Genomic DNA, 24,701 nt, shown 5'->3' with positions numbered 1-24,701 from the left:
GTTTCCTCTAGGGCAAGTTTTTGACTAGTTCAGAATCTCGGCTAGCTCAGGATCTCGGCAAGGAACGCGCCGGTGTGTGAGCCCTTCACCTGAGCCAACTGTTCCGGGGTTCCTTCAGCAATCACGGTGCCGCCGCCGCTACCGCCTTCGGGGCCCATGTCGATAATCCAGTCGGCGCACTTGACCACGTCCAGGTTGTGCTCGATGGTGATGACGCTATTTCCCTTGTCAACCAGCGATTGCAGTACGGCGAGCAGCTTGCGGATGTCTTCAAAGTGCAGGCCGGTGGTCGGCTCGTCCAGCACGTAGATGGAGCGGCCGTTGGAGCGCTTCTGTAGTTCGGTTGCGAGCTTCACGCGCTGCGCTTCACCGCCGGAGAGGGTTGTTGCGGGCTGGCCCAGGCGAATGTAGCCCAGGCCCACGTCCACGAGGGTGTTCAGGTGGCGCGCAATCGGGGTGAATGCGGCGAAGAACTCTGCGGCTTCTTCCACGGGCATTTCGAGTACGTCGGCAATGGTCTTGCCCTTGTAGTGCACTTCGAGGGTTTCGCGGTTGTAGCGCTTGCCGTGGCAGGTTTCGCAGGGCACGTACACGTCCGGCAGGAAGTTCATTTCAATCTTCAGGGTGCCGTCGCCGGAGCAGTCCTCGCAGCGGCCGCCCTTGACGTTGAAGGAGAATCGGCCGGGGGTGTAGCCGCGCATTTTCGCTTCGCTGGTCTCTGCGAACAGCTTGCGGATGTGGTCGAACACGCCGGTGTAGGTGGCGGGGTTCGAACGCGGGGTACGACCGATGGGCGACTGGTCCACGTGAATGACCTTGTCCAGGTGTTCCAGGCCGTCGATGCTCTTGTGGCGGCCGGGTACCTGCTTGGCGCCGTTGAGCTTGTTCGCCAGGGAGGTGTATAGAATGTCGTTGACGAGGGTGGATTTACCCGAGCCGGACACGCCGGTCACCGCGGTGAACACGCCCAGCGGGAAGGAGACGGTCACGTTCTTGAGGTTGTTTTCGCGGGCGCCGCGCACGGTCAGCTGGCGTTCCTTGTCCACGGGTCGGCGGGAGGCGGGCACCTCAATGCTGCGGCGGCCAGCCATGTAGTCGCCGGTAATGGACTTGGTGTTCTTCAGCAGCTCCTCAAAGCTGCCGGAGTGCACGATTTCGCCGCCGTGCTCGCCGGCGCCGGGTCCCACATCCACGATCCAGTCGGCTTCGCGCATGGTGTCTTCGTCGTGCTCAACCACGATAAGCGTGTTGCCCATGTCGCGCAGCTTGGTGAGGGTTTCGATGAGGCGGCGGTTATCGCGCTGGTGCAGACCGATGGAGGGCTCGTCGAGCACGTAGAGCACGCCGACCAGGCCGGAACCAATCTGGGTTGCGAGGCGGATGCGCTGCGCCTCACCGCCGGAGAGCGTACCGGCGGAGCGTGAAAGGGTCAGGTAGTCCAGGCCCACGTCCAGCAAGAATTGCAGGCGCGCGTCAATTTCTTTGAGGACCTGCTCACCAATCTTGGCTTCGCGGGCGCTGAGCTGCAGGCCGCGCACGAAGGCGAGCGCGTCAGCCAGGGACAGGTCGGTGATGTCTGCGATGGACTTGCCGCCGACCTTCACGCCGAGGATGGTCGGGTTCAGGCGCGCGCCACCGCAGGAGGGGCAGGCGACCTGGCGCATGTACTGTTCGTAGCGGTCGCGGGCGAAGTCCGATTCGGTTTCTTCGTGCTTGCGCTTGATGTACGCCTTCACGCCTTCGAATCCGGAGGTGTAGCGGCGTTCGCGGCCGAATCGGTTGCGGTAGGAGACCTCAACCTTGTAGTCTTTGCCATCCAGGATGGCGGCGCGGGTCTTGGCGGGCAGGTCCTTGAAGGGGGTGTTCAGGTCGAAGCCGAGCTCCTCCCCCAGGCCTGCGAGCAGGCGTAGCCAGTATTCGGTGGTTGCTTTGCCCTGCGACCAGGGAGCGATAGCGCCCTCGCCGAGGGTCAGGTCGGGATTGGGTACGAGCAGTTCGGTGTCTACTTCCAGGCGAGAGCCGATGCCGTCGCAGGCGCTACATGCGCCGAACGGCGAGTTGAAGGAGAAGGCGCGCGGCTCGATGGTGTCGATCTGCAGCGGGTGATTATTGGGGCAGGCGAGGTTTTCACTGAAGGAGCGGGTGCGTTCGGGGTCGTCCTGCTCGCGGTCCACGAAGTCGATGAGCACGCGGCCGTCGGCGAGCTTGAGCGCGGTTTCGATGGAATCGGTCAGGCGCTGATGGATACCGTCCTTAATGACGATGCGGTCGACGACCACCTCGATGGTGTGCTTGTACTGCTTGGCGAGCTTGGGCGGGTCGGAGAGCTGCACGGTTTCGCCGTCCACACGGGCACGCGAGTACCCCTGGGTGAGCAGATCCTTGAAGAGGTCTACGAACTCGCCCTTACGTGCGCTGACGACGGGTGCGAGGATCTGCAGGCGGGTGCGTTCGGGGTACTCCTGCAGAATATCCACAATCTGCTGCGGGGTCTGCTGGGTGATTTCTTCGCCGCATTCGGGGCAGTGCGGGTGGCCGATGCGCGCCCAGAGCAGACGCATGTAGTCGTAGATTTCGGTGATGGTACCGACGGTTGAGCGCGGGTTCTTGGAGGTGGACTTCTGGTCGATAGACACCGCCGGGGAGAGGCCCTCGATGAAGTCTACGTCGGGCTTGTCGACCTGTCCGAGGAACATACGCGCGTAGGAGGACAGCGACTCGACGTAGCGGCGCTGACCTTCCGCAAAGATGGTGTCGAAGGCGAGGGAGGACTTACCGGAGCCGGAGAGGCCGGTGAAGACGACCATCGCATCACGCGGAATGGTGAGGTCTACGTTCTTGAGGTTGTTTTCGCGGGCACCCTGAACCCGGATGCTAGTCAGATCGTTCGCTTTGAGTGCGGTGCTACCGTGTGCCGGGCGGGGTGTCATCGAAAATCCTTTCGTCTTATCTTCGAACTTAAATTCTACACCCTCACGCCTTTCACCAGCGGGATTATGCGGCGGGTGAAGGCATGAGGGTGCAGTACTTATATGAGGTGGACTGTCAGGCGCGGTTTACCAGCCGCGGGTGCCCCAGTCTTCCAGGTGGGGGCGCTCGTCACCGAGGGTGGTGGAGCGGCCGTGGCCGGGCAGCACGATGGCGTCGTCTTCGAAGCCGCCGAAGAGCTTTTCGAGCACGTTGGAGAAGAGCTCGCCGAACTGTTGCGGGGAGTCGGTCTTGCCCACGCCGCCGGGGAAGAGAGCGTCGCCGGTGAACAGCAGGGTTGCGGGGGTGCCGTCTTCCCAGGTGGTTTCGAGGGTGTAGACGATGGATCCGGGGGTGTGGCCGGGCACGTGCAGGGCGCGGATGACGGTATCAGAGAGGTAGAAGTCGAAGCTTTCGCCGCCAGTCAGCTCCTCTTCGACGGTGTAGTCTTCCAGTTCCTTAATCTCAGCAGCGTCAGCTGCACCCGCGGAGGTCACGGCACCGGTGAGGTGGTCGAGCTCCTTAATAGCGCGGATGTGGTCCCAGTGGCCGTGAGTAACCAGAATGCCGGTCAGACCAATAGCGCGGGGCCTGATGGAGTTGAAGTCCTCTTCCTTCTCCATGACGCGCACGCGGCGTTCTTCGCCGTCTGCCAGTTCAAGCTGCGGGCAGTCGTTCAGGAGCGCGTCAAGAGTGAATGCGTAGAGTTCTTCTGCATCGTCTGCAGGGTCGATGAGCACCTGCTCGCCGGTGGCGCGCATGGTGATGAGGTAGACGCTATTGTCCATCTCGGAGACGCTGAACGCACGGACGGTCAGTTCAGGGTTCTCAAAGATGAGGGTGGGTTCGGGGTAAGTAGTCATAGTTCCAGTGTAGGGGGTTGTGACCGCACAGCATGCGCCTATGCGGTTCGCTCCCCTATCAGCGCATTCGGCGTTGAACGCGCGGGATACATGTGCGGGATGCACAGGGAACAGATTCTGGAGCATGCTCGGTACGGATTGGGTTCAGCGCGGATTAGGTTCCGGCTGGATCCCGCCCGGCTGAGGTTCCACTGAAATTCAAAAGTTAAACAGAGAAGCGACTGCGCATCGATACACAGTCGCTTCTCATGACACCCAGGGGTATCTATCACTCACTCAAACACAAGCAACCCGAGGACTTTGGAAATCTCACGATTACTTGATGACTCAATAGTAGCGAACTTTTTGGGGGCTGTTTTACCACCCAATTTGGTACGGAGAGCCGGATTTAGTGACCCGCACCTCATTGTAATCATTCTGTAATAAAAACAGGTGTTTTTTAGGGTATCCATACGTACCAATTTCATTTTTTTCGAGTTTTAGCGTGACTTATTTCACCCAAAATAATTTTAGAATTTCCCTCTTTTGGCACTTCGGTGCACCTTTAACTTAAGCTCCACACTCGGCAATCCCAAAGGTTCAATACCCAGTTTTAGCCCGGTATTCTGCGGAAGTAGAGGGTTAAGGTGAAAGTATCTTCAAGTACTTGCAACTTCATGAGCAGGAAAAAATGTACTGCTCACCGTTCAAAATCTGCACAATTATTCGCGCGAGGGCAAAATCAATTGGTCTGTTTTACCCCTGTAGGTACCCCCTAAAGTAGAGGTTTTATTACAAAACAATAACATCAGCCCCACTTTCAGGTTCACTGAGTGCACCCATTAAAACCCCTTTCAAAAAGCAAAATACCTAGTCAATGCCGTATTTTCACAAAATGCAAGACAGTGTGTCACTAAAAAATCAACCTCTATAGATTGTTTAATAAAACCTGACCTTCAAGCACAAATAGAGCCCAATTATTAACCAGCACGTACCAATTTCACCCTCAAAACAGGCGCCCTAGAAGCCTCAATGAAAGGTTGAAAGACCCCTCCACCAGGGGTTTCAGGATCCTTCACTCCCCCTGGTTGCAGTCTGGTTGTAGCCAGGTTTCAGCTTGGTTGCAGTCTGGTTTCACTCTGTTTTCAAGAGCTCCCCCGCCCTCAAGCGTTGCACACCTCATATTCGCCCCTCATGCTTCCATGTATCTGGGGGCAGAGCACTCCACAAAAGCACCATAGGGCCACAAGCAAAGGCGGCGCCCCTCCCCCGCTGTGGGGAAGGAGCGCCGCCTCCACTAGCTATAAATCAGCTGGAACAGCCGCTTTAGAACAAGCTTTAGGACAGGCCGACCATCACGCCATTCTCGTCAAAGCCGATGCGCTCAGCTGCGGGGCTCTTGCTCAGGCCCGGCATGGTGCGCATGGTACCGCAGATAGCGTAAACGTAGCCAGCACCTGCAGCCAGGCGAACCTCGCGCACGGGCAGGGTCCAGCCGGTCGGTGCGCCCTTCAGGGTTGCATCCGAAGAGATGGACAAGTGGGTCTTCGCGATAACCACGGGCAGGTGCGAGTAGCCCAGCTCAGCGAAACGCTTCAGCTGCTTAGCGGCAGCGGGAGCAATGGAGATGCCGTCCGCGCCGTAGACCTTGGTCGCAACCTTCTCAATCTTGGTCTCGATGGAGTCCTCAAGATCGTAGGTGTACTTCAGATCCGAAACGTCGTCACATGCCTCAGCAACCACGTCTGCCAGGTCGGTGGTGCCCTTACCGCCCTCAGCCACACCGCGGTGGATAGCGACGCGAGCACCAGCTTCCTCAGCGATACGGCGGATGGTCTCGTGCTCGGACTCGAAGTCAGTCGGGAAGGCGTTGATTGCCACGACCGGCTGAACACCGAAGTTGCGCACAATCTCGATGTGCTTCTTCAGGTTCTCTGCGCCCTTCTCCACGTCGGAGGGGCTTTCCTGCAGCATGCCTTCGGGCAGGGGCTTGCCCGGAACGATCTTGTACAGGCCGGAGTGGGACTTCAGGGAGCGCACGGTCACGACGAGCACTGCTGCGTCCGGCTTCAGGCCGGAGACGCGGCACTTGACGTTGAAGAAACGCTCCGCACCCATATCGGCACCGAAGCCAGCCTCGGTAATCACGTAGTCGGAGTACTCCAGACCAACGTAGTCGGCGACCACGGAGGAGTTACCGGTTGCGATGTTGCCGAAGGGGCCCGCGTGAATCAGTGCGGGGGTGTGCTCCAGGGTCTGCAGCAGGTTCGGGTTGATAGCGTCTGCCAGGATGACGGACATTGCGCCGTCAGCCTTCAGGTCGGCTGCGGTGACGGGCTCGCCGTCGTAGTTCAGGCCGATCACGATCTTTGCCAGGCGCTCGCGGAGGTCCTTGAAGGAGGTTGCCAGCGAGAGAATCACCATGATTTCGGAGGCGCTGGTGATGTCGAAACCGGTCTCGCGGACCACGCCGTCCATGCGTTCGCCCAGACCCACGACAATGTTGCGCAGGGAGCGGTCGTTCATGTCGATAACGCGGCGCCACTCGATTGCGCGCGGGTCGATGCGCAACTCGTTGCCGTGGTGCAGGTGGTTGTCGATCATGGCGGCAAGCAGGTTGTGCGCTGCGGTGACGGCGTGGAAGTCGCCGGTCAGGTGCAGGTTCAGCTTCTCCATGGGAACGATCTGGGAGTAGCCGCCGCCTGCTGCGCCGCCCTTGATGCCAAAGGTCGGGCCCATTGCGGGCTGACGCAGAGCCAGGATTGCCTTGCGGCCGGTCTGGGCGAAGCCCTGTGCGAGGGAGACGGAGGTTGCGGTCTTACCTTCACCGAGCGGGGTGGGGGTGACTGCGGTAACCACGATGTACTTGGAGCCGCGCTTGCGGGCGGTCTCTGCGTTAGTGGTTTCGTCGAGGAGGACCTTAGCGACATACTTGCCGTAGGGTTCAAGGCGATCTTCGCTGATGCCGTTGTCTGCTGCGATCTTATTAATAGGCCAAAGATCGGCGGCAAGTGCGATTTCGAGGTCGGAAGGGAAAGGCTTCTTCGTCATTGTCATCCTTCGAGTTGTACGAATCATGCTCTTTTATTCTATGCCTTGGCTCACTCATTTGTCCCTCACCTCGCCGAAAGGTGGCAAATAAACCCAATTTTTAATGCACTAATCCCCGCAACCGGCACCCTACACTCACGTGGAGCGGCAGGGTCGGTGCGGGGATTAGTAGCGCATACACGCCGGGCTACCGGTACAGGAACCGGCATAAGAACCGGCGCTACAGCAGGCTATTACGGCATGGTCAGCAGAACCTTGGTGGCGGTACGCTGGTCCATTGCCTCGTAACCCTTAGCCGCCTCGTCGATGGGCAGAACCAGGTCGAAGACCTTACCGGGCTCAATTTCGCCCTTGTAAATCAGGTCGATGAGGGTCGGCAGGTACTTACGCACGGGGGCGGGGCCACCCTCCAGATGAACCTGCTTGCCGAAGAGTTTATCGGTGCCGATGGAGCTGTCGTGCGGCACGCCCACGAAGCCGATGTAGCCGCCGTGGCGTACGCAGCCGAGAGCCTGGTCGAAGGACTGCTGGGTGCCGACAGCCTCCGCAACGCCGTGTGCACCCACGCCGTCGGTGAGCTCCAGAACCTTGGCGATGCCCTCTTCACCGCGCTCTTCCACGATGTGGGTTGCGCCGAATGCCTTAGCGAGCGCCTGGCGTTCGGGGTTACGGGACATGATGATAATCTTCTCAGCGCCGAGCTGCTTAGCGCCGATAACTGCGCTCAGGCCGACTGCACCGTCGCCAACAACGACGATGGTCTTGCCGGGGCCTGCCTGCGCTGCGTCTGCTGCGTACCAGCCGGTGCCGAGCACGTCGGATGCCGCCATCAGGTGCGGGATCTGCTCTGCGGTGGGGGTTGCGGGGGTCTTGACGAGGGTGCCGTCTGCGAAGGGTACGCGGGCGTATTCTGCCTGGGTGCCGTTAGAGCGCATGCCGATGAATGTGTCGCCTGCTGCGATTGCCTTGAGGCAGCGGGAGGGGTAGCCTGCGGTGCAGGTTTCGCACTCGCCGCAGGAGATGCAGAAGGAGCCTACGACGAAGTCGCCGGGGGCTACGGTGGTGACCTCGGAGCCGATTTCTACGACCTCGCCGATGTATTCGTGGCCCATTGCGCGGTGGTCGACGGGCTTTGCGTCTGCGCCGCGGTAGGGCCACAGGTCGGAGCCGCAGATGCAGGATGCTGCGAGCTTGATGATGGCGTCGGTGGGTTCGAGCAGGGTCGGCTTCTCAACTTCGTTGACGACGACCTTGCCGGGGGCTTCCATAACAACTGAACGCATGATGTTCCTTTAGGGGTTGTGGGATAGTAGTCCAATAGTACGCCCCGCACCCCGATATATCAATGATTTTTTATGCTACGGGGTGAAGGCAAAAACTCCGACAATCTGAACCCGCAAAACTGCTCCCACTCCCCCGCTTCCCCAGCGCTTCCACACCAGGTTAAACCGGGGAATCCTGGACATCCCGGCACGTTGAATAGCCCGGTTAAACGGCGGAACCCCCGCGCATCCATAGTGGATACGCGGGGGTTCCGCTCGGTTTATCTCAGCCTGATATCTCGCAGCGAGAAGGGGCTTAGAAGTCCCAGTCCTCGTCCTCGGTGTTCACAGCCTTACCGATCACGTAGGAAGAGCCGGAACCGGAGAAGAAGTCGTGGTTCTCATCAGCGTTCGGGGACAGCGCCGACAGGATCGCCGGAGACACATTAGTCACAGACGCCGGGAACATCGGCTCGTAGCCCAGGTTCATCAGAGCCTTGTTAGCGTTGTAGTGCAGGAACTTCTTCACGTCCTCACTCCAACCCACACCGTCATACAGGGAGTGGGTGTACGCCACCTCGTTCTCGTACAGTTCGTACAGCAGGTTGAAGGTGTACTCCTTCAGCTCTGCCTGACGCTCAGCGGACTCCTTCGCCAGGCCTTGCTGGAACTTGTAGCCAATGTAGTAGCCGTGCACTGCCTCGTCACGAATAATCAGACGAATCAGGTCAGCGGTGTTGGTCAGCTTCGCGTGCGAAGACCAGTACATAGGCAGGTAGAAGCCCGAGTAGAACAGGAAGGACTCCAGCAGGGTGGAGGCAACCTTCTTCTTCAGCGGGTCGTCACCGGTGTAGTAGGACAGAACGATCTTCGCCTTCTTCTGCAGGTGCTCATTCTCAGAAGCCCAGCGGAATGCCTCGTCAATCTCCTTGGTGGAGGCGAGGGTCGAGAAGATCGAGGAGTACGACTTTGCGTGCACGGACTCCATGAACGCAATGTTGGTGTACACGGCCTCTTCGTGCGCGGTCACAGCGTCCGGCAGCAGGGACACTGCACCGACAGTACCCTGGATGGTGTCCAGCAGGGTCAGACCGGTGAAGACGCGCATGGTCAGCTGCTTCTCTTCCTCGGTCAGGGTCTTCCAGGAGGGCACGTCGTTGCTCAGCGGCACCTTCTCCGGCAGCCAGAAGTTACCGGTCAGACGATCCCAAACCTCAAGGTCCTTCTCGTCCTCAATACGGTTCCAGTTGATAGCCTCAACCACGTGGTCGACGAGCTTCACCTTTTCGCTCATTAGTAATTCTCCGATTCTTAAGGGTCGGTTACGGTCCCACGCGCGCCCAGCCAGTCGCGCAGGCGGTTTGCGTGTTCACCGTAACCGCCCCTTCCAGTCTTTAGTTATAGTGTGCCAGCTCAGGCTGAATGCGTCACAGCATTCGGGCTAGAGCATGCAGGATACGCAGCCTTCAACCTCGGTACCCTCAAGGGCCATCTGACGCAGACGGATGTAGTAGATGGTCTTGATGCCCTTACGCCATGCGTAAATCTGGGCGCGGTTGATATCGCGGGTGGTTGCGGTATCGCGGAAGAAGAGGGTCAGCGACAGGCCCTGGTCCACGTGCTGGGTTGCCACAGCGTAGGTGTCGATGATCTTCTCGTAACCAATTTCGTAGGAGTCCTGGTAGTACTCCAGGTTGTCGTTGGTCATGTACGGCGCCGGGTAGTAGACGCGGCCGAGCTTGCCTTCCTTACGGATCTCAATCTTCGAAGCAATCGGGTGAATCGAAGAGGTCGAGCCGTTGATGTAGGAGATGGAGCCGGTCGGCGGAACAGCCTGCAGGTTCTGGTTGTACATGCCGTACTGTGCCACGTCAGCAGCCAGCTGAATCCACTCTTCACGAGTGGGGATGTGGTGCTTAGCAAACAGTTCGCGGGTACGCTCAGTCTGCGGTTCCCATTCCTTCTCAATGTACTTGGCGAAGAACTCACCGGATGCGTACTTCGAGTTCTCGAAGCCCTCGAAACGCTGGCCGCGTTCCTTAGCAATCTGCATGGAGGCGCGGATTGCGTGGTAGGCGACGGTGTAGAAGTACATGTTGGTGAAGTCCAGTGCTTCTTCAGAACCGTAGTAGACGTGCTCGCGTGCCAGGTAGCCGTGCAGGTTCATCTGACCCAGACCCACGGCGTGGCTCATGTTGTTGCCGCGCTCGATGGAGGGTACGGAGCGGATGTCGGACTGGTCGGAGACGGAGGTCAGCGAACGAATCGCGGTTTCCACGGTCTTGCCGAAGTCGTCGCCGTCCATGGTCAGTGCAATGTTCAGCGAACCGAGGTTGCAGGAGATGTCCTTACCGACGGTCTCGTAGCCGAGGTCAGCGTGGTAGGTGGACGGCTCAGAAACCTGCAGAATCTCGGAGCACAGGTTGGACATGATGACCTTACCGGCGATGGGGTTCGCGCGGTTGACGGTGTCTTCGAACATCACGTACGGGTAGCCGGACTCGAACTGAATCTCTGCGATGGTCTGGAAGAACTCGCGTGCGTTGATCTTGGTCTTGGTGATGCGTGCATCGTCGACCATCTCGTAGTACTTCTCGGAGACGTTGATGTCGGAGAAGGGCACGCCGTAGATGCGTTCCACATCGTACGGGGAGAAGAGGTACATGTCCTCGTTCTTCTTCGCCAGCTCGAAGGTGATGTCGGGGATGACAACACCCAGGGAGAGGGTCTTGATGCGGATCTTCTCGTCAGCGTTCTCACGCTTGGTGTCCAGGAAGGCGTAGATGTCGGGGTGGTGTGCGTGCAGGTACACGGCACCGGCACCCTGACGTGCGCCGAGCTGGTTTGCGTAGGAGAAGGCGTCTTCCAGCAGCTTCATGACGGGGATAACGCCCGAGGACTGGTTCTCAATCTTCTTAATGGGCGCACCGGACTCGCGCAGGTTGGTCAGGGCGAATGCCACGCCGCCGCCGCGCTTGGAGAGCTGCAGTGCAGAGTTGATGGAGCGGCCGATGGACTCCATGTTGTCTTCCATGCGCAACAGGAAGCAGGAGACGAGCTCGCCGCGCTGCTTCTTACCAGCGTTGAGGAAGGTCGGGGTTGCCGGCTGGAAACGGCCGGAAATAATCTCGTCGACGATGTCTTCGGCGAGCTTCTCGTTGCCTTCCGCCAGCAGCAGTGCAACCATGCAGACACGGTCTTCAAAACGCTCCAGGTAGCGCTGGCCGTCGAAGGTCTTGAGCGCGTAGGAGGTGTAGAACTTGAAGGCACCCAGGAAGGTCGGGAAGCGGAACTTCACGCCGTAGGCGCGCTTGAACAGGTTCTTAATGAACTGGAAGTTGTACTTGTCGAAGAGTTCCGGCTCGTAGTACTGGTTCTCGATCAGGTACTCAATCTTCTCTTCCAGGTCGTGGAAGAAGACGGTGTTGTTGTTGACGTGCTGCAGGAAGTACTGACGTGCAGCCTGGCGGTCGGCATCGAACTGAATCTGGCCGTTCTCATCGTAGAGGTTCAGCAGTGCGTTCAGCTCGTGGTAGCTCATACCCTTGAACTTCTCGGGTACGCTCTTGCCGCTGTGGCTCGCACCGAGAGTTTCTAGTGCTGAGGGCAGTTTTGCGTCCAAAATGCTTCCAATCCTTCGTTGACTTTTTCTACATCTGAATCGGTGCCCATGAGCTCAAACTTGAAGAGCACGGGCACATCGCACTTCTTGGCGACAATGTCTGCCGCGATGCCGAAGAGCGGACCAAAGTTGGTGTTGCCGGAGCCAATCACACCGAGCATGTGGTGGCGATTCTGCTCCACGTTCAGGAATTTAACCACCTGCGGGGGAACGTTACCGGCGCCTTCAGGCTTGCCGTAGGTGGGGACGATAAGCACGAACGGCTCATCAAGAATGAGGGTGTCTTCGCCGGTGCGCAGCGGCAGGCGGAGGCGGCGGGCACGAATCTTCTCCACGAACTTGTGGGTGTTACCCGAGATGGAGGAGAAATACACGATGAGCGGCGCTGAGTCGTCCAGGACCTCGGTCGCTCGACCCTCGGAAGCATTGCGTGCATCCATAAGAATCTTGCGGATTTCTGCGTGCTCGTCGACGGGGTTGGGCGTGAGGGCGGTACTCAACGTGTACTCCTTATCTCGTGTGCCGGTGTGGTTCCGTGCCGATTTTTCCGTTTGTACGGGTTCGGCAGGGTTGTTAGGCTGCCAGAGCGTTGATCTTGTCGGGCTGGAAGCCGGACCAGTGCTCGTCGCCTGCAATGACGACGGGTGCCTGCATGTAGCCGAGGGACTTGACCATTTCGAGGGCCTGAGCGTCTTCGGTGATATCAACCTTGGTGTAGCTGATACCCTTCGCGTCGAGGGCGCGGTAGGTCATGTTGCACTGGACGCACTGGGGCTTGGTGTACACGGTCACTACCATGGGAGTGCCTCTTACTTTCTCCCGCTCAGGCGGGGTTATCTCGTGAATGAATCTGGCGTGTTTCGTTTGTGGTTCACCACGTGTTGTTTACGGCGGGCGCGGTGCCGTCCGCTGCCCCTTCTAGTGGGGTGTGGCGGCTTCCTGCGCTGGGGCAGGGCGGTCAAAAGTGCCGTAGTGGTGGAACCGAGTATTAATACTACATCTAGTGTCGAGATTTTTCTTCACCACAAGATGATGTGGTGCAAGGGTCGTGTTTCGTTCGATAAACCCACAGCTGAACCCACTTAAGAGGGGGTGCCTACAGCTTATCCACACCCTACCGCGAGGCTAGTTCGTTGGATTTTCGCGGGGTGCGCCGGGTTATCCACAGGTGGGGTTTAAGTTGGGCAGGATTTTTAAGGGTTCATTCGCCCGCTGAGTTGAGGTTTAGTTAACCTCATGTATGCTTTCGGGGGCATAAAACCCGGCAGATTCGGGCTTGATTTTAAAGAGATCTTCGCTCTCACGCGTTCTTGCGCGGAACGGCGCGGTTTTAAAGCAGAACGGACTTTCTTAAAGACGAGGGTTAACCCCCTTCGAGCGGCTTTAAGCTATGTGATTAAAGCTGTAGAAAAGATTTTTAACTTTTTTTCCACTAACCGGTGTGTCGTGGGTTTAAGTTGGTTAACTCCCCTGAAACAGCAAAACCCACCGCATATACCGGTATTTCGCGGTATTTGCGGTGGGTTTACAGGCCATAGGCGCAGGTTTTAGCAACCGGCGAACAGTGACCGACTAGAAATCGATCAGACCCAGCTCACGCAGCTTCTTACTAAGCGTTACGCCGTCGGTGGCTTCAATCCACAGCGGCGAGCGCATCATCTGTTCGGCACGGTAGTCACTCCACACGCGACCGGAGGCGAGCATGGTCTCCCCCACCGTCAGGTTGCGGATGACGATTGCCGCCACGTTGTCCGGGTAGCGTACCGCGAAGCCGTTGTAGATGTACGGGTCGCGCTGCCCATCGTCGCCGACGAGGATCCACTTCATCTGCGGGAATTCCTCGGCGAGGCGGCGCAGGGACTCGACCTTGTGGTTGGTTCCGGAGCGGAACCAGCGGTCCGGGGTGGGGCCCCAGTCGGTGAGCAGGAACGTGCCGCGCGGGTAGCCGTTGCGGCTGAGGAAGCGGCGCAGGGTCGGGGTGATGTTCCAGGCGCCGGTGGACAGGTACATGAACGGCGCATCCGGGTGGCTGCGGCGGATACGGTCAGTCATGACCGCCATGCCGGGGGTGGGGATGCGTGCGTGCTCGTCGAGAATGAAGGAGTTCCAGGCAGCGACGAGGGGGCGCGGCAGCATGGTGACCATGACGGTGTCGTCGACGTCCATGATGACGCCGAGCTTCTGGCTTTCGGGAACGATGTAGACGCTGGTTGCTACGGCGCGGGAGCCGGGCACGTACATGATGACTTCGTGCATGCCGGGTTCCAGGTCGATGCTGAGTTTGACGTCGAGCACGCCGCCGCGGTCGGTGTACGCCTCGTACTTGGTGCCGTCGATGACGATGGTGACGGGCGCGTCGGACATTGCGGTTGCGGTGAAGGAGCGCCAGCCGCGCATGGGGTTGGCGGTGTCTTGGGTGCCTTCTACGACCTGTAGCAGGCGTTCGAGGTTGACCGTCTTGTAGAGTGCGCGGGCGATGACGCGGACCCAGCCGGGGTTTCCTTCGGAGGCGGCGCGTCCGTAGCCTTCGGTGGGCACCAGGATAGGCTCGCGACCGGCGGCGATGGCACGCTTTTCGCGCCACCTGTGCAGCCGGTCTGCAACACGGTAGCCGATGTTGACAGCCTCGTCGGCAGCATCGTTCACAAGGTTGCGCAGTTCGTGAGTGCCCAAATTCTCCATCCCACTAGTGTAGCGGAGCGTTACCGGCTTGCGGCTTTAGGATTTTGTGTTCTTATACCTAGTTTTTATACCTATTAATACTGTGGTGCTGAGCGCGGGGTGTGATGTGCACATTATTTAGGGTGTATTCGCTGTTCAGATTCGTTCCTTGCAGGTGGGGGCGTTATCCTGGAGAGTATGACCCACTCACAGCCTAACCGCCGACTTTTTGTGCTCGGCACTGCTATGCTTCCGCTGATTGCTGCCTGCTCGAAGAAGTCGAATGACTACGACGGCACCAGCGGTAATTTCACTCCGTATCAGGCTGGCGGCGAGACCTCTGCTGCTGCTACTCGCCCCGCACCCACGAATTCGCCGACGGTTGCCGCTGCTGGCAACCCGGTTGATAAGCCGCGCGAATGGCCCGGTATCGGCAACTCCCTCGTTGGTGACGGCAAGTATGTTGCGTGGACTGTTGATGACGGCGCAAGCCCGGAGGCGATTCGCGGCTACGCTGAGTTCTCGAAGCGTACGAATACTCGCCTGACCTTCTTCATTAACGCTTCTTACACCGGTTTTAAGGAGCATGTGTCGTTGTTGCGTCCGCTGGTTCAGAGCGGCCAGATTCAGGTTGCGAACCACACGTACAACCACGCTGACCTGACCACCCTGGATGCTGAGGGTGTGAAGGAAGAGCTGCAGCGTAACGAAGACGAGATTATGAGCATGTTCGGTGTCTCGTCGAAGCCGTACTTCCGCCCGCCCTACGGCCGCTACAACGATGCGGTGCTGAAGGCTGCCGGTGAGATTGGTTTTACCCGCCCGGTCATGTGGAACGGCACTACCGGTGACGAGGCGAAGACTAGCGCCCGCGTGATTTACATGCGTTGCATCCGCTACATGCTGCCGCAGCAGATTGTGCTGGGTCACTTGAACTACGAGACGATCATCCCGATTCTGGATAAGGTGAAGGGCCTGCTTGATGACCGCGGCCTGACTGCGGTGACGGTTCGTGACTACTACGGTGACGCATCCGAGGAAGAGATTAAGGCGGCGGCTCCTTCGCCGACCCCCACCCCGGAGGAGAACACCCCCTCCCCCGAGGCTACTACGGAGGCGCCGGCCCCTACCCCGGAACCGACTACTGAGGCTCCGACTCAGGCGCCGACTACCCGCTATGAGGATGAGGCAGCGGCTAATCAGCAGGCTACAACCGCTCCGGCGGCAACGACTGCTCCGCCGGCTCGTGCGACCGCCGCACCTGCGGCTACGACTGCTCCCGCGGCTACTGCCACGACCGCACCGGCGGCTGCCCGCCGATAGGTTCGCGTATTTCGCGTGTGCTAAGCCCCCTTGACCCGGTTCCTGTACGGATATTCCTGTACAGATATTCCTATACAGAGATTCTGTACGAACCGGCGCGAGGGGGCTTTGCCGTACCCGGCGGGAATAAACTCTGGGAAATAACGCTGGGGAATAGCCGGGAATAAACACGGTAGCCGGGGCGTTAGGTGAGCATACAGGCGGCAGTGTGCCGCATCCGAGTATGAGAGGAATAGATAACATGCGTATTGATATTTGGTCCGATATTGTGTGCCCCTTCTGCTACGTGGGCAAGCGTAACCTGGAGCTGGCGCTCGCCGAGTTTGAGCACCGTGACGAGGTTGAGGTGGTGTGGCATAGTTTTGAGCTGGACCCGTCGGCTACGGAACATCCTGCCGGTTCGCTGCCTGAGATGATTGCCGGTAAGTATCAGATGTCGTTGGAGCAGGCGATTGCGAGCCAGGAGTCGTTGGCGGAGCGTGCCCGTGAGGTGGGTTTGGATTTCAATTGGCGTCAGGCACGGTACGGTAACACGTTTGATGCGCACCGTGTGATTCATTATGCGGCGGAGCAGGGTTTGGCATCGGCGGCGCAGGAGGCGTTTAAGCTGGCGTATTTTACGCAGGGCCGTTCGGTGCAGGATCACGAGTCGATTCTGGATATTGCTTCTGAGATTGGCCTGGATACCGCCGAGGTTGAGGCGGTGTTGAAGAGCGACCGTTACGCGGCGGATGTGCGTGCTGATGAGCAGTTGGCGCGCCAGCTGGGCATTAATGGTGTGCCGTTCTTCTTGATTGAGTCGAAGTGGGCGGTCAGTGGTGCGCAGCCTGCGGAGATGCTGGTGCAGGCGCTGCGTCAGGTGTGGGAGGAGACTCACCGTGTTGAGTTTTTGAACCCGCTGGCGGGCGCGGCTGGTGACGCGGCAGGTAACAATGCTGCGGAGGCGGGTCCGTCCTGCGACATGAACGGCAACTGCTCCTAGCGGCAGTCCTGGCTAGAGCTACCCCGGCGGGGGTGCTACTCCCCTAGCGCCCCGGCTAATGCATCCCCAGATATAGCGAAGCCCCCTCGTACTATTTCCAGTACGAGGGGGCTTTGCTATGCCCGCACGCTACATCTTCCCTTGTCAGAAATTTTTGGGGGCTCAATATTACCTGCGGATGGGACCGTTTTCATTTACACTTGAGTGTGTGTTCTACGGTGAACACCCTTGTCCACTCACTTTATAAAGGAATATTGTGTTGAAAATTCACACCGCGACCGCTGGTGTTCTTGCGGGTGCTCTATTGCTGACTGGTTGCTCTTCGTCTGTTCGCGCTCCGAAGTCTGTGCCTTCTGCGTCATCGTCGACGTCTGTTTCTGCTAGCCCTTCGGTTTCAGCTACCCCTAGTTCTTCTCCGACGCCGAGTGCGTCTGCGTCTCCTTCGGAGTCTGTTACCCCGACGGTAACCCCGTCTCCGGTTCCGACGACTGAGGCTCCCGTGCAGGCACCGTCTACTGAGGCTCCTTCTGCGGAGGCGCCGGCGGCTCCGGTTTCTGCGGCTCCCGCGCAACAGGCTGAGCCTGTTCAGCAGGCGCCGGTAGCTACGGAGGCGCCCGTCCAGCAGGCGCCCGCGCAGGCTCCGGCGGCTGAGGCTCCCGCTCAGCAAGCTCCCGCGCAGCCGGTTCAGCAGGCTCCGGCGCAGTCGAGTGTTTATTACAAGAATTGTGCTGCGGCTATTGCTGCTGGTGCGGCGCCGTTGCATCGTGGCGAGCCAGGTTACCGCCCTGGTCTTGATTCTGATGGTGACGGCGTGGCGTGCGAGCCGAAGAAGAAGCACTAAGCTTCTACCCCCAGATATAGCGAAGCCCCCTCGTACTATTTCTAGTACGAGGGGGCTTCGTCGTATCAGCCTCGTTCTGTTAACTAAGCCGGTGAGGTTAGCGCGGTTGGTAGGCGCGGGCACGCTCAGCGCGAGCACGGCGCGCCTCCGCATCCTGCAGGACCGGCACCAGCATACGCACCACCTGGCCCATACCGCGCAGCACCAAGTTCAGCCACAAACCCACAGACCACACCGCCGCCACACGCGGATGCCCCGTGCGCATCCACCGCACACCCAGAAAAGACAGCGAGTAATACAGCAGAAGCAACAGCGACTCACGGAAGCGGTGCACCTGCCGAAGGAGAGGGTTCTGAGGAAGCTTCATCATGCCTCCCAGTATACCCACCGGAACCCCTCGCCGGGTCTCCCCCGCACTACCCGTAATAGTCGCGAATCGTCACCGTCTTCAACCCGCGCCGATCCAACAACGCCCGAATACGGTCCAGCTCAGACACCACACCCCGATAATTCAAATGCCCAATCACAATATGCTGAGCCAACGCATACTTCTCCGCATAGGCATACACCTCAGCCGAAGAAATATTAGACGAATCCGCCAACGACCCGTACCACAGAACCGGGCGCGTAAAACCACACGACGCCGCAGCCGCCAACACGCGCGCATCATAATACCCGTACGGCGGGCGGAAATACGGCTTCGACGAAACCCCAAACAGCCGCATAATCTCCTCATCATTACGGGTCAACTCCTGAACAATCTGCTCATCCGTCAGACTCGTCAACGCCGCATGACTATACGTATGGTTCGCAATCTGCAACTGACCACTCTTCACCAGAGGCAACAACAGGTCACGATGCTGCCTAAACGCCGGGTACTGACCGTTGATAAAGAAGGTGAGGCGCGTGCCGGTACGGCGAGAAAACTCCGCGTAGGCGCGTACCACCTCCGGGTCGGCGCCGTCATCGACCGTCCACGCAATATACTTGCCCTCACCGGGCAGGCCAGTCTGCGGGCCGGTCCAGGCACGAGCTTCGGGAACCGGGTTCGACGAGGTCGCAGTCGCAGAAGCGGTCTTAGATGCCGCGGCAGTCGGGGATGGGGTACCCGTTGCGGAAGGGGTAGCCGCCGAGCTTGCCGAAGGAGCCGCCGAGGCAGACCCACTAGCCGTTGCCTCGTGGGTGCCTTCCGCCGCAGACGGGGTGCAACCGGTGAGGCCAAGACCCAGCACACCGAAGCTCACCGCGCCCAGGCTAAAGGTACCAACGTGTTGTAAGAGTTCCCGTCGCCCCATGGAGGCGCGGGCAGAAGCACCCACCACCGCCCGGTCAGCGGTGGGGTCAGTAATAGCGGATTGACGAGGAGCGATAGGTGTTTCTGAGTGTGGAACAGTGTTCATATTACGAGTGTATGATGAGACCACTGTTAGCTATCGAAAAATTCAAAATATTACTTAATGATTAACAACGGCGATATTAAAGAACCTCTACGTACTTTCACTCCCCTCACTCACCGAAGACCACGCTCAGCGCACTAAGCTACCCCCGCCAGGCAATCCAGGTACAGCTCCAGATACAGCGCAAGATGCAACTCTAGGTAAGCACAGCAAGGCCCCTCCCCCAGAACACGTTCACAACGCGCCCGGGAAAGGGTCCTCAATATATAAGTTCACGCAATCGTACAACCAAGTACGCGGAGAGAAACCTACTCAGACTCCGAAGCTTCCGGCTGCTTCGCCTGAACGGAATCCAGCGCATTCAGCGCCTCCAGAGCTGCAGCCTCCGCAGCTTCTTCGGCGTCCGCCTCAGCCACACGCTCAGCATCCGACTCAGCAGAAGTCACCGCCGCCGGGTTCGTCAGAACCTTCACACCCATGCTGCGCAGCGCATCCGTATTTGTGATCGTCTCGTCATTATCAATCAGGTACACCTTGTACCCGTCATTCCGCAGACGACGCATCAGCTCCAGGAGCATGCTCTGAGCAACCTCATCCACTGCGTACACGCGCGTTACGTCCAGGGCAACCTTGGAGCCCTCCATCGGAGATTCCACAATCTCACGAATCACGCGCTCCACACCCGCAAAACGGATGCGGCCCTGCAACTGAATCAGACGCATAGACTCATCGCCCGAACCAATCTGGTAGTTCGCGCGCAACGCCGAACGAGCCACCGTCGGCACGTTCATCACGTGCATGCCCATGTCATCCGAGAACTGCTCGAACAGCTCCACACCGCGCACACTGTTACCGTGACCGTCCAGACGCGGCGAGAACGTCGCCACACCCAGCTGACCGGGCACCGCACCAATAATGCCGCCGCCCACGCCGCTCTTCGCCGGCACACCCACCTGGGTTGCCCAGTCACCCGCAGCGTTATACATGCCGCACGTGAACATGACGCTCAGCACCTGACGCACCACGCCCTTAGGAACCACCTGCTCACCCGTCACCGGATGCACACCATAGTTCGCCAAAGTCGCCGCCATCAACGCCAAATCCTTGACCGTCACCATCAGCGAGCACTGGCGGGTATAACCCTGCACCGCCACGGTCGGGTCACCGGTCAGGATGCCGTGGCCGCGCAGCATGTGCGCAATCGCGTAGTTGCGGTGCGCGTGCTCCAGCTCAGACTCGTACACGCGCTCATTCACCGACAGGCGACGGCCCGCAAACGCAGACAGACCAGAAATGACGCGCTCCATGCGCTCACCCTGAGTCGCACCGGGAGGACCCACCAGCGAATGGGTGGTAATCGCACCCGCGTTAATCATCGGGTTCAGCGGCTTACCGGAGCCGTCCTCCAGGGACAGCTCGTTGAACGGCTCACCGGAAGGCTCCACGCCCACCTTCGCAAGCACGTCATCATAGCCGCGGTCCGCGAGCGCCAGGGCGTACACGAACGGCTTAGAAATCGACTGAATTGTGAACTCCACATCGGAGTCACCGGCGGCGTATTGCTCACCGTCAACCATGGCGATAGACGCGGCAAGCTTGTCCGGGTCCACGGCGGCAAGTTCCGGAATGTAGTTTGCCAGCTCACCGGAGGTATCAGAAGCGACCGACTCGAGGGTCTCGGTCAGGTAAGTGGCAATAGGTGAATGCATAGTGTTCCGTATCTGCTGCTAATCGTGGTTATTCTCGTCAAAAATCTATGGATGCGCCCGCCCGCTGTTCCGTTTCAGCCCGGCTGAGGCGCTCATCGTTACAGGCTACCGCGGCTACCAAACTAAAGAGCCAGCCAGCGGGCCTGTCAAAGTGTGCGGGTGAGGAGCACCTTTTGCTCCCTAAAGAGTGTATCTTTTGCGTGTTGAAGCCACCAAATATAACGGTCACTACTCCCCCCCCCCCGCTATTTCAGCCCGCAGAAATCATACACGCAAGGTTTTCAGGTGGCTTACGGGTGGCGAATCGAAGCCGACTCGCGGCCGCCCAGCTCGGCGGTCTCCAGCTGGAAGGTCGAGTGCTCCACCGACACCTCAAAATGGCCCGCCACGCACGAACGGATACGGTCCAAAATCGCCACCGCAGACCCGTCATGGAAGCACGAATCGGCAACCACCACGTGTGCGGTCACCACCGGCAGACCGGTCGCCACCATCGAAGCGTGCACGTCGTGCACCTCCACCACACCCTCAACGCGCAACATGTGCTCACGCATCGCGTCCAAATCCAGACCGTCAGGAGTGAACTCCATGAGCACCGCAGTCGTCTGCCTCATCAGGCGCATCGCACGCGGCACAATCAGTGCCGCAATGAACAGACCCGCCAGGGCGTCCGCCTGGTAGAAGCCGGTCAGCCAAATCACGATAGCCGCTGCAATCACACCCAGCGAACCCAGGGCATCATTGAGCACCTCCAGGAACGCGGCACGCATATTGAAGTTCGCGTTCCTCGCCGTAGCCAGCACCGCAATACCAATAGCGTTCGCCACCAGGCCAACCACACCAAAGATCAGCAGCTCAGTGCCGGGCACCTCCGGCGGGGCAAACAGGCGATGCACGCCCTCCACCGCCGTGTAGATACCCACCGCCAGCAGTAGCACCGACTGACCCAGCGCCGCCAGCACCTCAATGCGACGGAAACCCCACGTATGGCGCGAGGTCGCCGGGCGCGTCATCAGCGAAGCCGCCGTCAACGCCACCAGCAGGCCCGAGGCATCCGTAACAGCATGCGCCGTATCAGTCAGCAGCGCAAGACTTCCCGTGACCAACGAACCGATCGCCTGCGCCAATACAATAACGACCGCCAAGCTGAACGCAATCAGCAGGCGCGGACGCATCGAGGCGGCGTCCTCCGGGCTCGGGGCATGCGAATGATCGTGATGATGCCCGTGGTGGCCGTGGTGTGCGTGCGCTCCCATGAGTGACTCCTCAACTATGAACTGTGTTGTTGACTATCGAGAGTTATCGGCAGATAGCAAAATCGCCCGATTCACAAGAACCGGGCGAAAAGCTCCTCAACCGAGGAAAACGTGGAGATAAGGGGACTCGAACCCCTGACCCCCTGCATGCCATGCAGGTGCGCTACCAGCTGCGCCATATCCCCATATTCAGTTAGTGACCTCAACGAGGCAACATGAATATATTACACACACCACGGACAACGATGCAAACCAACGCACCCAAAAATCCAAAAAAGTTCCGGGGCAACTGGGCAAGCAGAAACACCCGCAAACACGCCGAAAGGGGCGGACCCGCGGCACCATACAGCGCCAGCAGAGCCCACCCCTCATCAGCTAAAAATCAAGCAGAAGCCTACGCCTCATCCTGAGCGGGAATGATGCGTGCAGCATCTTCCTCAGTCTCACCCTCAATATCGAAGGGAGCCTCGTTCTCAACGCCCAGCTCAATACGCGGAGCCTCAGCCCACAGACGATCCAGAGCGTAGAACTCGCGGTCCTCCTCGTGCTGAACGTGCACGACAATATCGCCGAAGTCCAGCAGAATCCAACGGCCCGAGGAACGACCCTCACGGCGGACCGGCTTCAGGTCAGCCTGCTCACGCAGAGCGTCCTCAACCTCATCCGCAACAGCGTTCACGAGGCGCTCATTGTGGGCAGAAACCACCAGGAAGCCATCAATCAGACCCATCGCGTCGGATGCATCCACAGCGAACAGGTTCGTTCCCTGCTTCTCCTCCGCAGCGCGGGCGGCAATGCGCAGAGCCTCAATCGAGGACTGTGCAGCAGTCATATTTTCCTTCCTTGCCGGCAGAACACCCGCCGGCAGCACCCGCAACAGGGGTGCATTGTTCACGGCCTACTTAGGGCCAAAAATCATAATCAGACCAACAACGACCAGGGCGAGCAGCAGAACAATCCACAGCCACGCCAGGGAGGCCTTCTGCGCAGGCTGCAGAACCTCTTCAGCCTTCTCAACAGCGCTCTCAGAAGCAGACTCATCAGCTTCCTTCGAAGCCTCAGCAGAAGGCACCGGAGCAGACTTGGACTCAGCCGACTTCGACTCAGCAGACTTGGACTCTTCATCCTCAGAATCCTCTTCGGACTCTTCAGCAGTCTCCTCGCCCAGCGACTCTTCGGGATCCTGACGATCCACCATGCGCTGCAGCAGCTCCTCCACCTCATCCGGGCTCAGAGCAACAGTCGGGTCACCGTCCACCGAATCCACGGTATCCCCTGCGGAGGCGCTATCCAGCACGCTCAGGTCAAGACCCTGCGCGTTCACTGCGCTCACGCGGGTGGGCAGCTCGTCCGCAGACTCTTCAACCTCAGCAACCTCAACGGTCTCTTCCTCAACGGAAGCGCCCTCGGTCTGCTCAGCCTCAACGTCTGAGCTGTCCAGCTCCTCAACCTTCGGCTCATCGCGCACCAGGTACTGGTGCAGCTCGGGTTCCGGCTTCTCCTCCTTGACCACGGCAATGACCGGAATCGAAGAAGTCATCGGGTTATCCACCGCGGAGGGGCTGGTCGCATCCACACGGTTCTGCGCAATCTCTTCGGGACGCAGAACACGCAGGCTACTGGTCAGAGGAGCAGGCTCGTGTAGCTTCTCCTCATCGTTCGCCTCAGTGTCAATCTTGCCCTGAGCCGCCAGCGCCGCAAAACGACGCTGAACAGCCAGAACCTGCGGGTCAATAGCGTCCGTATAAATCACGGAGCCCATGTTCGCAACAGGCTTCGCGGGCTCACCGCGGCGGTTCGCACGCAGGTACTCGGCAACTTCTTCACGGTAGCGGGCAAGACGGCGCGGACCCATCACCTTAGTAGGCGGCGGCACCTCAATGCCGTCCTCGGTCACGTACGTCTCGTAGAGGTACGCTTCGTCCTCGCTATAGGGCTTCGAACCCGTAGCTTCACTCATGTGTTCCCTCATTATTCGTCGATTGGGGTGCCTGCCCAGACTCATCTTTCACGTGAGGCAAGCCGTCACGGTACGCCGTCAAGGCGTCCTTCTTGTACAAGCCATACTTAGCAATGTACTGCACCACACCATCCGGCACCAGGTACCAGATGGGGGCGTCTGCAGCTGCGCGGCGACGAATATCGGTTGAAGAAATCGCCATCGCAGGAATCTTCAGAGTCGTAATATGACGACCCTCTGCCAGCGGCGGATCCAGATCATGATCGGGGCGGGTCACGCCCACAAAAGTCGCCAAATCCCACAGCTTATGGGCATTACGCCAGGTCATAATCTGGCTAATCGCGTCCGCGCCGGTAATGAAGAACAGGTCAGCATCCGGGCGCAGGGCGCGCAGCTCGTTAAGCGTATCAAAGGTGTAGGTGGCGCCGCCACGGTCAATATCAATACGGCTCACCGTAAAACGCGGGTTCGACGCGGTCGCAATCACCGTCATCAGGTAGCGATGCTCAGCGTCACTCACGTGCCGCTCCCCCACCTTCTGCCAAGGCTGGCCCGTCGGAACGAACACCACCTCATCCAAATCGAACACGGCGGCAACCTCACTAGCTGCCACCAAGTGTCCGTGATGAATCGGGTCAAAAGTTCCACCCATCACACCCAGACGCACCCGACCGGGAGTGCGCGGGGGAATCGACTCGGTGCTCGGAGCACCAAAATCAAGGTGAACAGGCTGGTCAGTCACAAATGCCGTCCTTGCTGGGGACAGAGACCGCACCACGGCAACTTGGGAGCCGCCACAGGCGCGGATGCGGGCAGGTACACAGAAGG

19 protein-coding genes and 1 tRNA gene are annotated in these 24,701 nt (G+C 59.2%); 3 read left to right on the top strand and 17 right to left on the bottom strand.

What is annotated here, in order from left to right; genetic code table 11:
• Positions 1–41: 41 nt before the first annotated feature.
• From uvrA to O3649_RS02850, 9 genes are all read right to left on the bottom strand, one after another.
• Entirely contained in the window at positions 42–2,930 is a 2,889-nt protein-coding gene (gene uvrA, locus O3649_RS02890; RefSeq protein WP_371572672.1) for an excinuclease ABC subunit UvrA, read from the bottom strand.
• Between the two features lie 126 nt (positions 2,931–3,056).
• A complete protein-coding gene (locus O3649_RS02885) occupies positions 3,057–3,830 on the bottom strand; it encodes an MBL fold metallo-hydrolase (RefSeq protein ID WP_314893968.1) in 774 nt (257 codons plus the stop codon).
• A 1,317-nt stretch (positions 3,831–5,147) separates the two neighbouring features.
• Positions 5,148–6,860 (bottom strand): formate--tetrahydrofolate ligase, encoded by a 1,713-nt coding sequence (locus O3649_RS02880; RefSeq protein ID WP_005508799.1) that lies wholly within the window; start codon positions 6,858–6,860, stop codon positions 5,148–5,150.
• Positions 6,861–7,093: 233 nt separating this feature from the next.
• Entirely contained in the window at positions 7,094–8,143 is a 1,050-nt protein-coding gene (locus O3649_RS02875) for a zinc-dependent alcohol dehydrogenase family protein (protein WP_371572669.1), read from the bottom strand.
• 295 nt (positions 8,144–8,438) lie between these two features.
• Entirely contained in the window at positions 8,439–9,416 is a 978-nt protein-coding gene (gene nrdF, locus O3649_RS02870; RefSeq protein WP_049338464.1) for a class 1b ribonucleoside-diphosphate reductase subunit beta, read from the bottom strand.
• 147 nt (positions 9,417–9,563) lie between these two features.
• Positions 9,564–11,744: a class 1b ribonucleoside-diphosphate reductase subunit alpha gene (gene nrdE, locus O3649_RS02865; RefSeq protein ID WP_371572667.1), complete on the bottom strand. Its 2,181-nt coding sequence runs from the start codon at positions 11,742–11,744 to the stop codon at positions 9,564–9,566.
• Entirely contained in the window at positions 11,717–12,244 is a 528-nt protein-coding gene (gene nrdI, locus O3649_RS02860; RefSeq protein ID WP_044150387.1) for a class Ib ribonucleoside-diphosphate reductase assembly flavoprotein NrdI, read from the bottom strand. The genes nrdE and nrdI overlap by 28 nt, the downstream gene beginning before the upstream one ends.
• Before the next feature lie 73 nt (positions 12,245–12,317).
• A complete protein-coding gene (nrdH, locus tag O3649_RS02855) occupies positions 12,318–12,542 on the bottom strand; it encodes a glutaredoxin-like protein NrdH (RefSeq protein WP_005505794.1) in 225 nt (74 codons plus the stop codon).
• A 774-nt stretch (positions 12,543–13,316) separates the two neighbouring features.
• On the bottom strand, positions 13,317–14,426 hold the full coding sequence (locus tag O3649_RS02850) for an App1 family protein (RefSeq protein ID WP_070678221.1): 1,110 nt from the start codon (positions 14,424–14,426) through the stop codon (positions 13,317–13,319).
• 177 nt (positions 14,427–14,603) lie between these two features.
• On the opposite strand from O3649_RS02850, the gene O3649_RS02845 reads away from it, so the two are divergent.
• From O3649_RS02845 to O3649_RS02835, 3 genes are all read left to right on the top strand, one after another.
• A complete protein-coding gene (locus O3649_RS02845) occupies positions 14,604–15,728 on the top strand; it encodes a polysaccharide deacetylase family protein (protein WP_371572664.1) in 1,125 nt (374 codons plus the stop codon).
• 241 nt (positions 15,729–15,969) lie between these two features.
• Positions 15,970–16,710: a DsbA family protein gene (locus tag O3649_RS02840; protein ID WP_371572662.1), complete on the top strand. Its 741-nt coding sequence runs from the start codon at positions 15,970–15,972 to the stop codon at positions 16,708–16,710.
• Between the two features lie 256 nt (positions 16,711–16,966).
• Positions 16,967–17,551 carry an excalibur calcium-binding domain-containing protein gene (locus tag O3649_RS02835; protein WP_371572660.1) on the top strand — a complete coding sequence of 195 codons (585 nt, stop codon included), beginning with the start codon at positions 16,967–16,969 and terminating at the stop codon, positions 17,549–17,551.
• Between the two features lie 97 nt (positions 17,552–17,648).
• On the opposite strand, the gene O3649_RS02830 is transcribed toward O3649_RS02835, so the two are convergent.
• The 8 genes from O3649_RS02830 to nadD form a co-directional block, all read right to left on the bottom strand.
• Positions 17,649–17,921, bottom strand: a complete 273-nt coding sequence (locus O3649_RS02830) for a hypothetical protein (RefSeq protein WP_239661600.1) — start codon at positions 17,919–17,921, stop codon at positions 17,649–17,651.
• A gap of 46 nt (positions 17,922–17,967) precedes the next feature.
• Positions 17,968–18,951, bottom strand: coding sequence for a polysaccharide deacetylase family protein (locus tag O3649_RS02825; protein WP_371572658.1), 984 nt, complete (start codon positions 18,949–18,951; stop codon positions 17,968–17,970).
• Positions 18,952–19,256: 305 nt separating this feature from the next.
• Positions 19,257–20,657, bottom strand: coding sequence for a glutaminase (locus tag O3649_RS02820; protein WP_371572656.1), 1,401 nt, complete (start codon positions 20,655–20,657; stop codon positions 19,257–19,259).
• Positions 20,658–20,947: 290 nt separating this feature from the next.
• The gene (locus tag O3649_RS02815) at positions 20,948–21,913 is read right to left on the bottom strand and encodes a cation diffusion facilitator family transporter (RefSeq protein WP_371572654.1); all 966 of its coding nucleotides are present in this window, start codon (positions 21,911–21,913) and stop codon (positions 20,948–20,950) included.
• A 112-nt stretch (positions 21,914–22,025) separates the two neighbouring features.
• Positions 22,026–22,098, bottom strand: a tRNA-Ala gene (locus tag O3649_RS02810).
• A 209-nt stretch (positions 22,099–22,307) separates the two neighbouring features.
• A complete protein-coding gene (gene rsfS / locus O3649_RS02805; RefSeq protein WP_005505774.1) occupies positions 22,308–22,745 on the bottom strand; it encodes a ribosome silencing factor in 438 nt (145 codons plus the stop codon).
• A 66-nt stretch (positions 22,746–22,811) separates the two neighbouring features.
• On the bottom strand, positions 22,812–23,873 hold the full coding sequence (locus tag O3649_RS02800) for a sulfite reductase subunit alpha (protein WP_371572652.1): 1,062 nt from the start codon (positions 23,871–23,873) through the stop codon (positions 22,812–22,814).
• Positions 23,866–24,615: a nicotinate-nucleotide adenylyltransferase gene (gene nadD, locus O3649_RS02795; RefSeq protein WP_049338424.1), complete on the bottom strand. Its 750-nt coding sequence runs from the start codon at positions 24,613–24,615 to the stop codon at positions 23,866–23,868. The genes O3649_RS02800 and nadD overlap by 8 nt, the downstream gene beginning before the upstream one ends.
• Positions 24,616–24,701: the final 86 nt, after the last annotated feature.

This window comes from Rothia sp. 27098_8_29, assembly GCF_041432785.1.
GTDB lineage: Bacteria > Actinomycetota > Actinomycetes > Actinomycetales > Micrococcaceae > Rothia > Rothia mucilaginosa.
The sequence above is the reverse complement of the archived record's forward strand: the minus strand, read 5'-3'. Positions and strand labels throughout refer to the sequence as shown.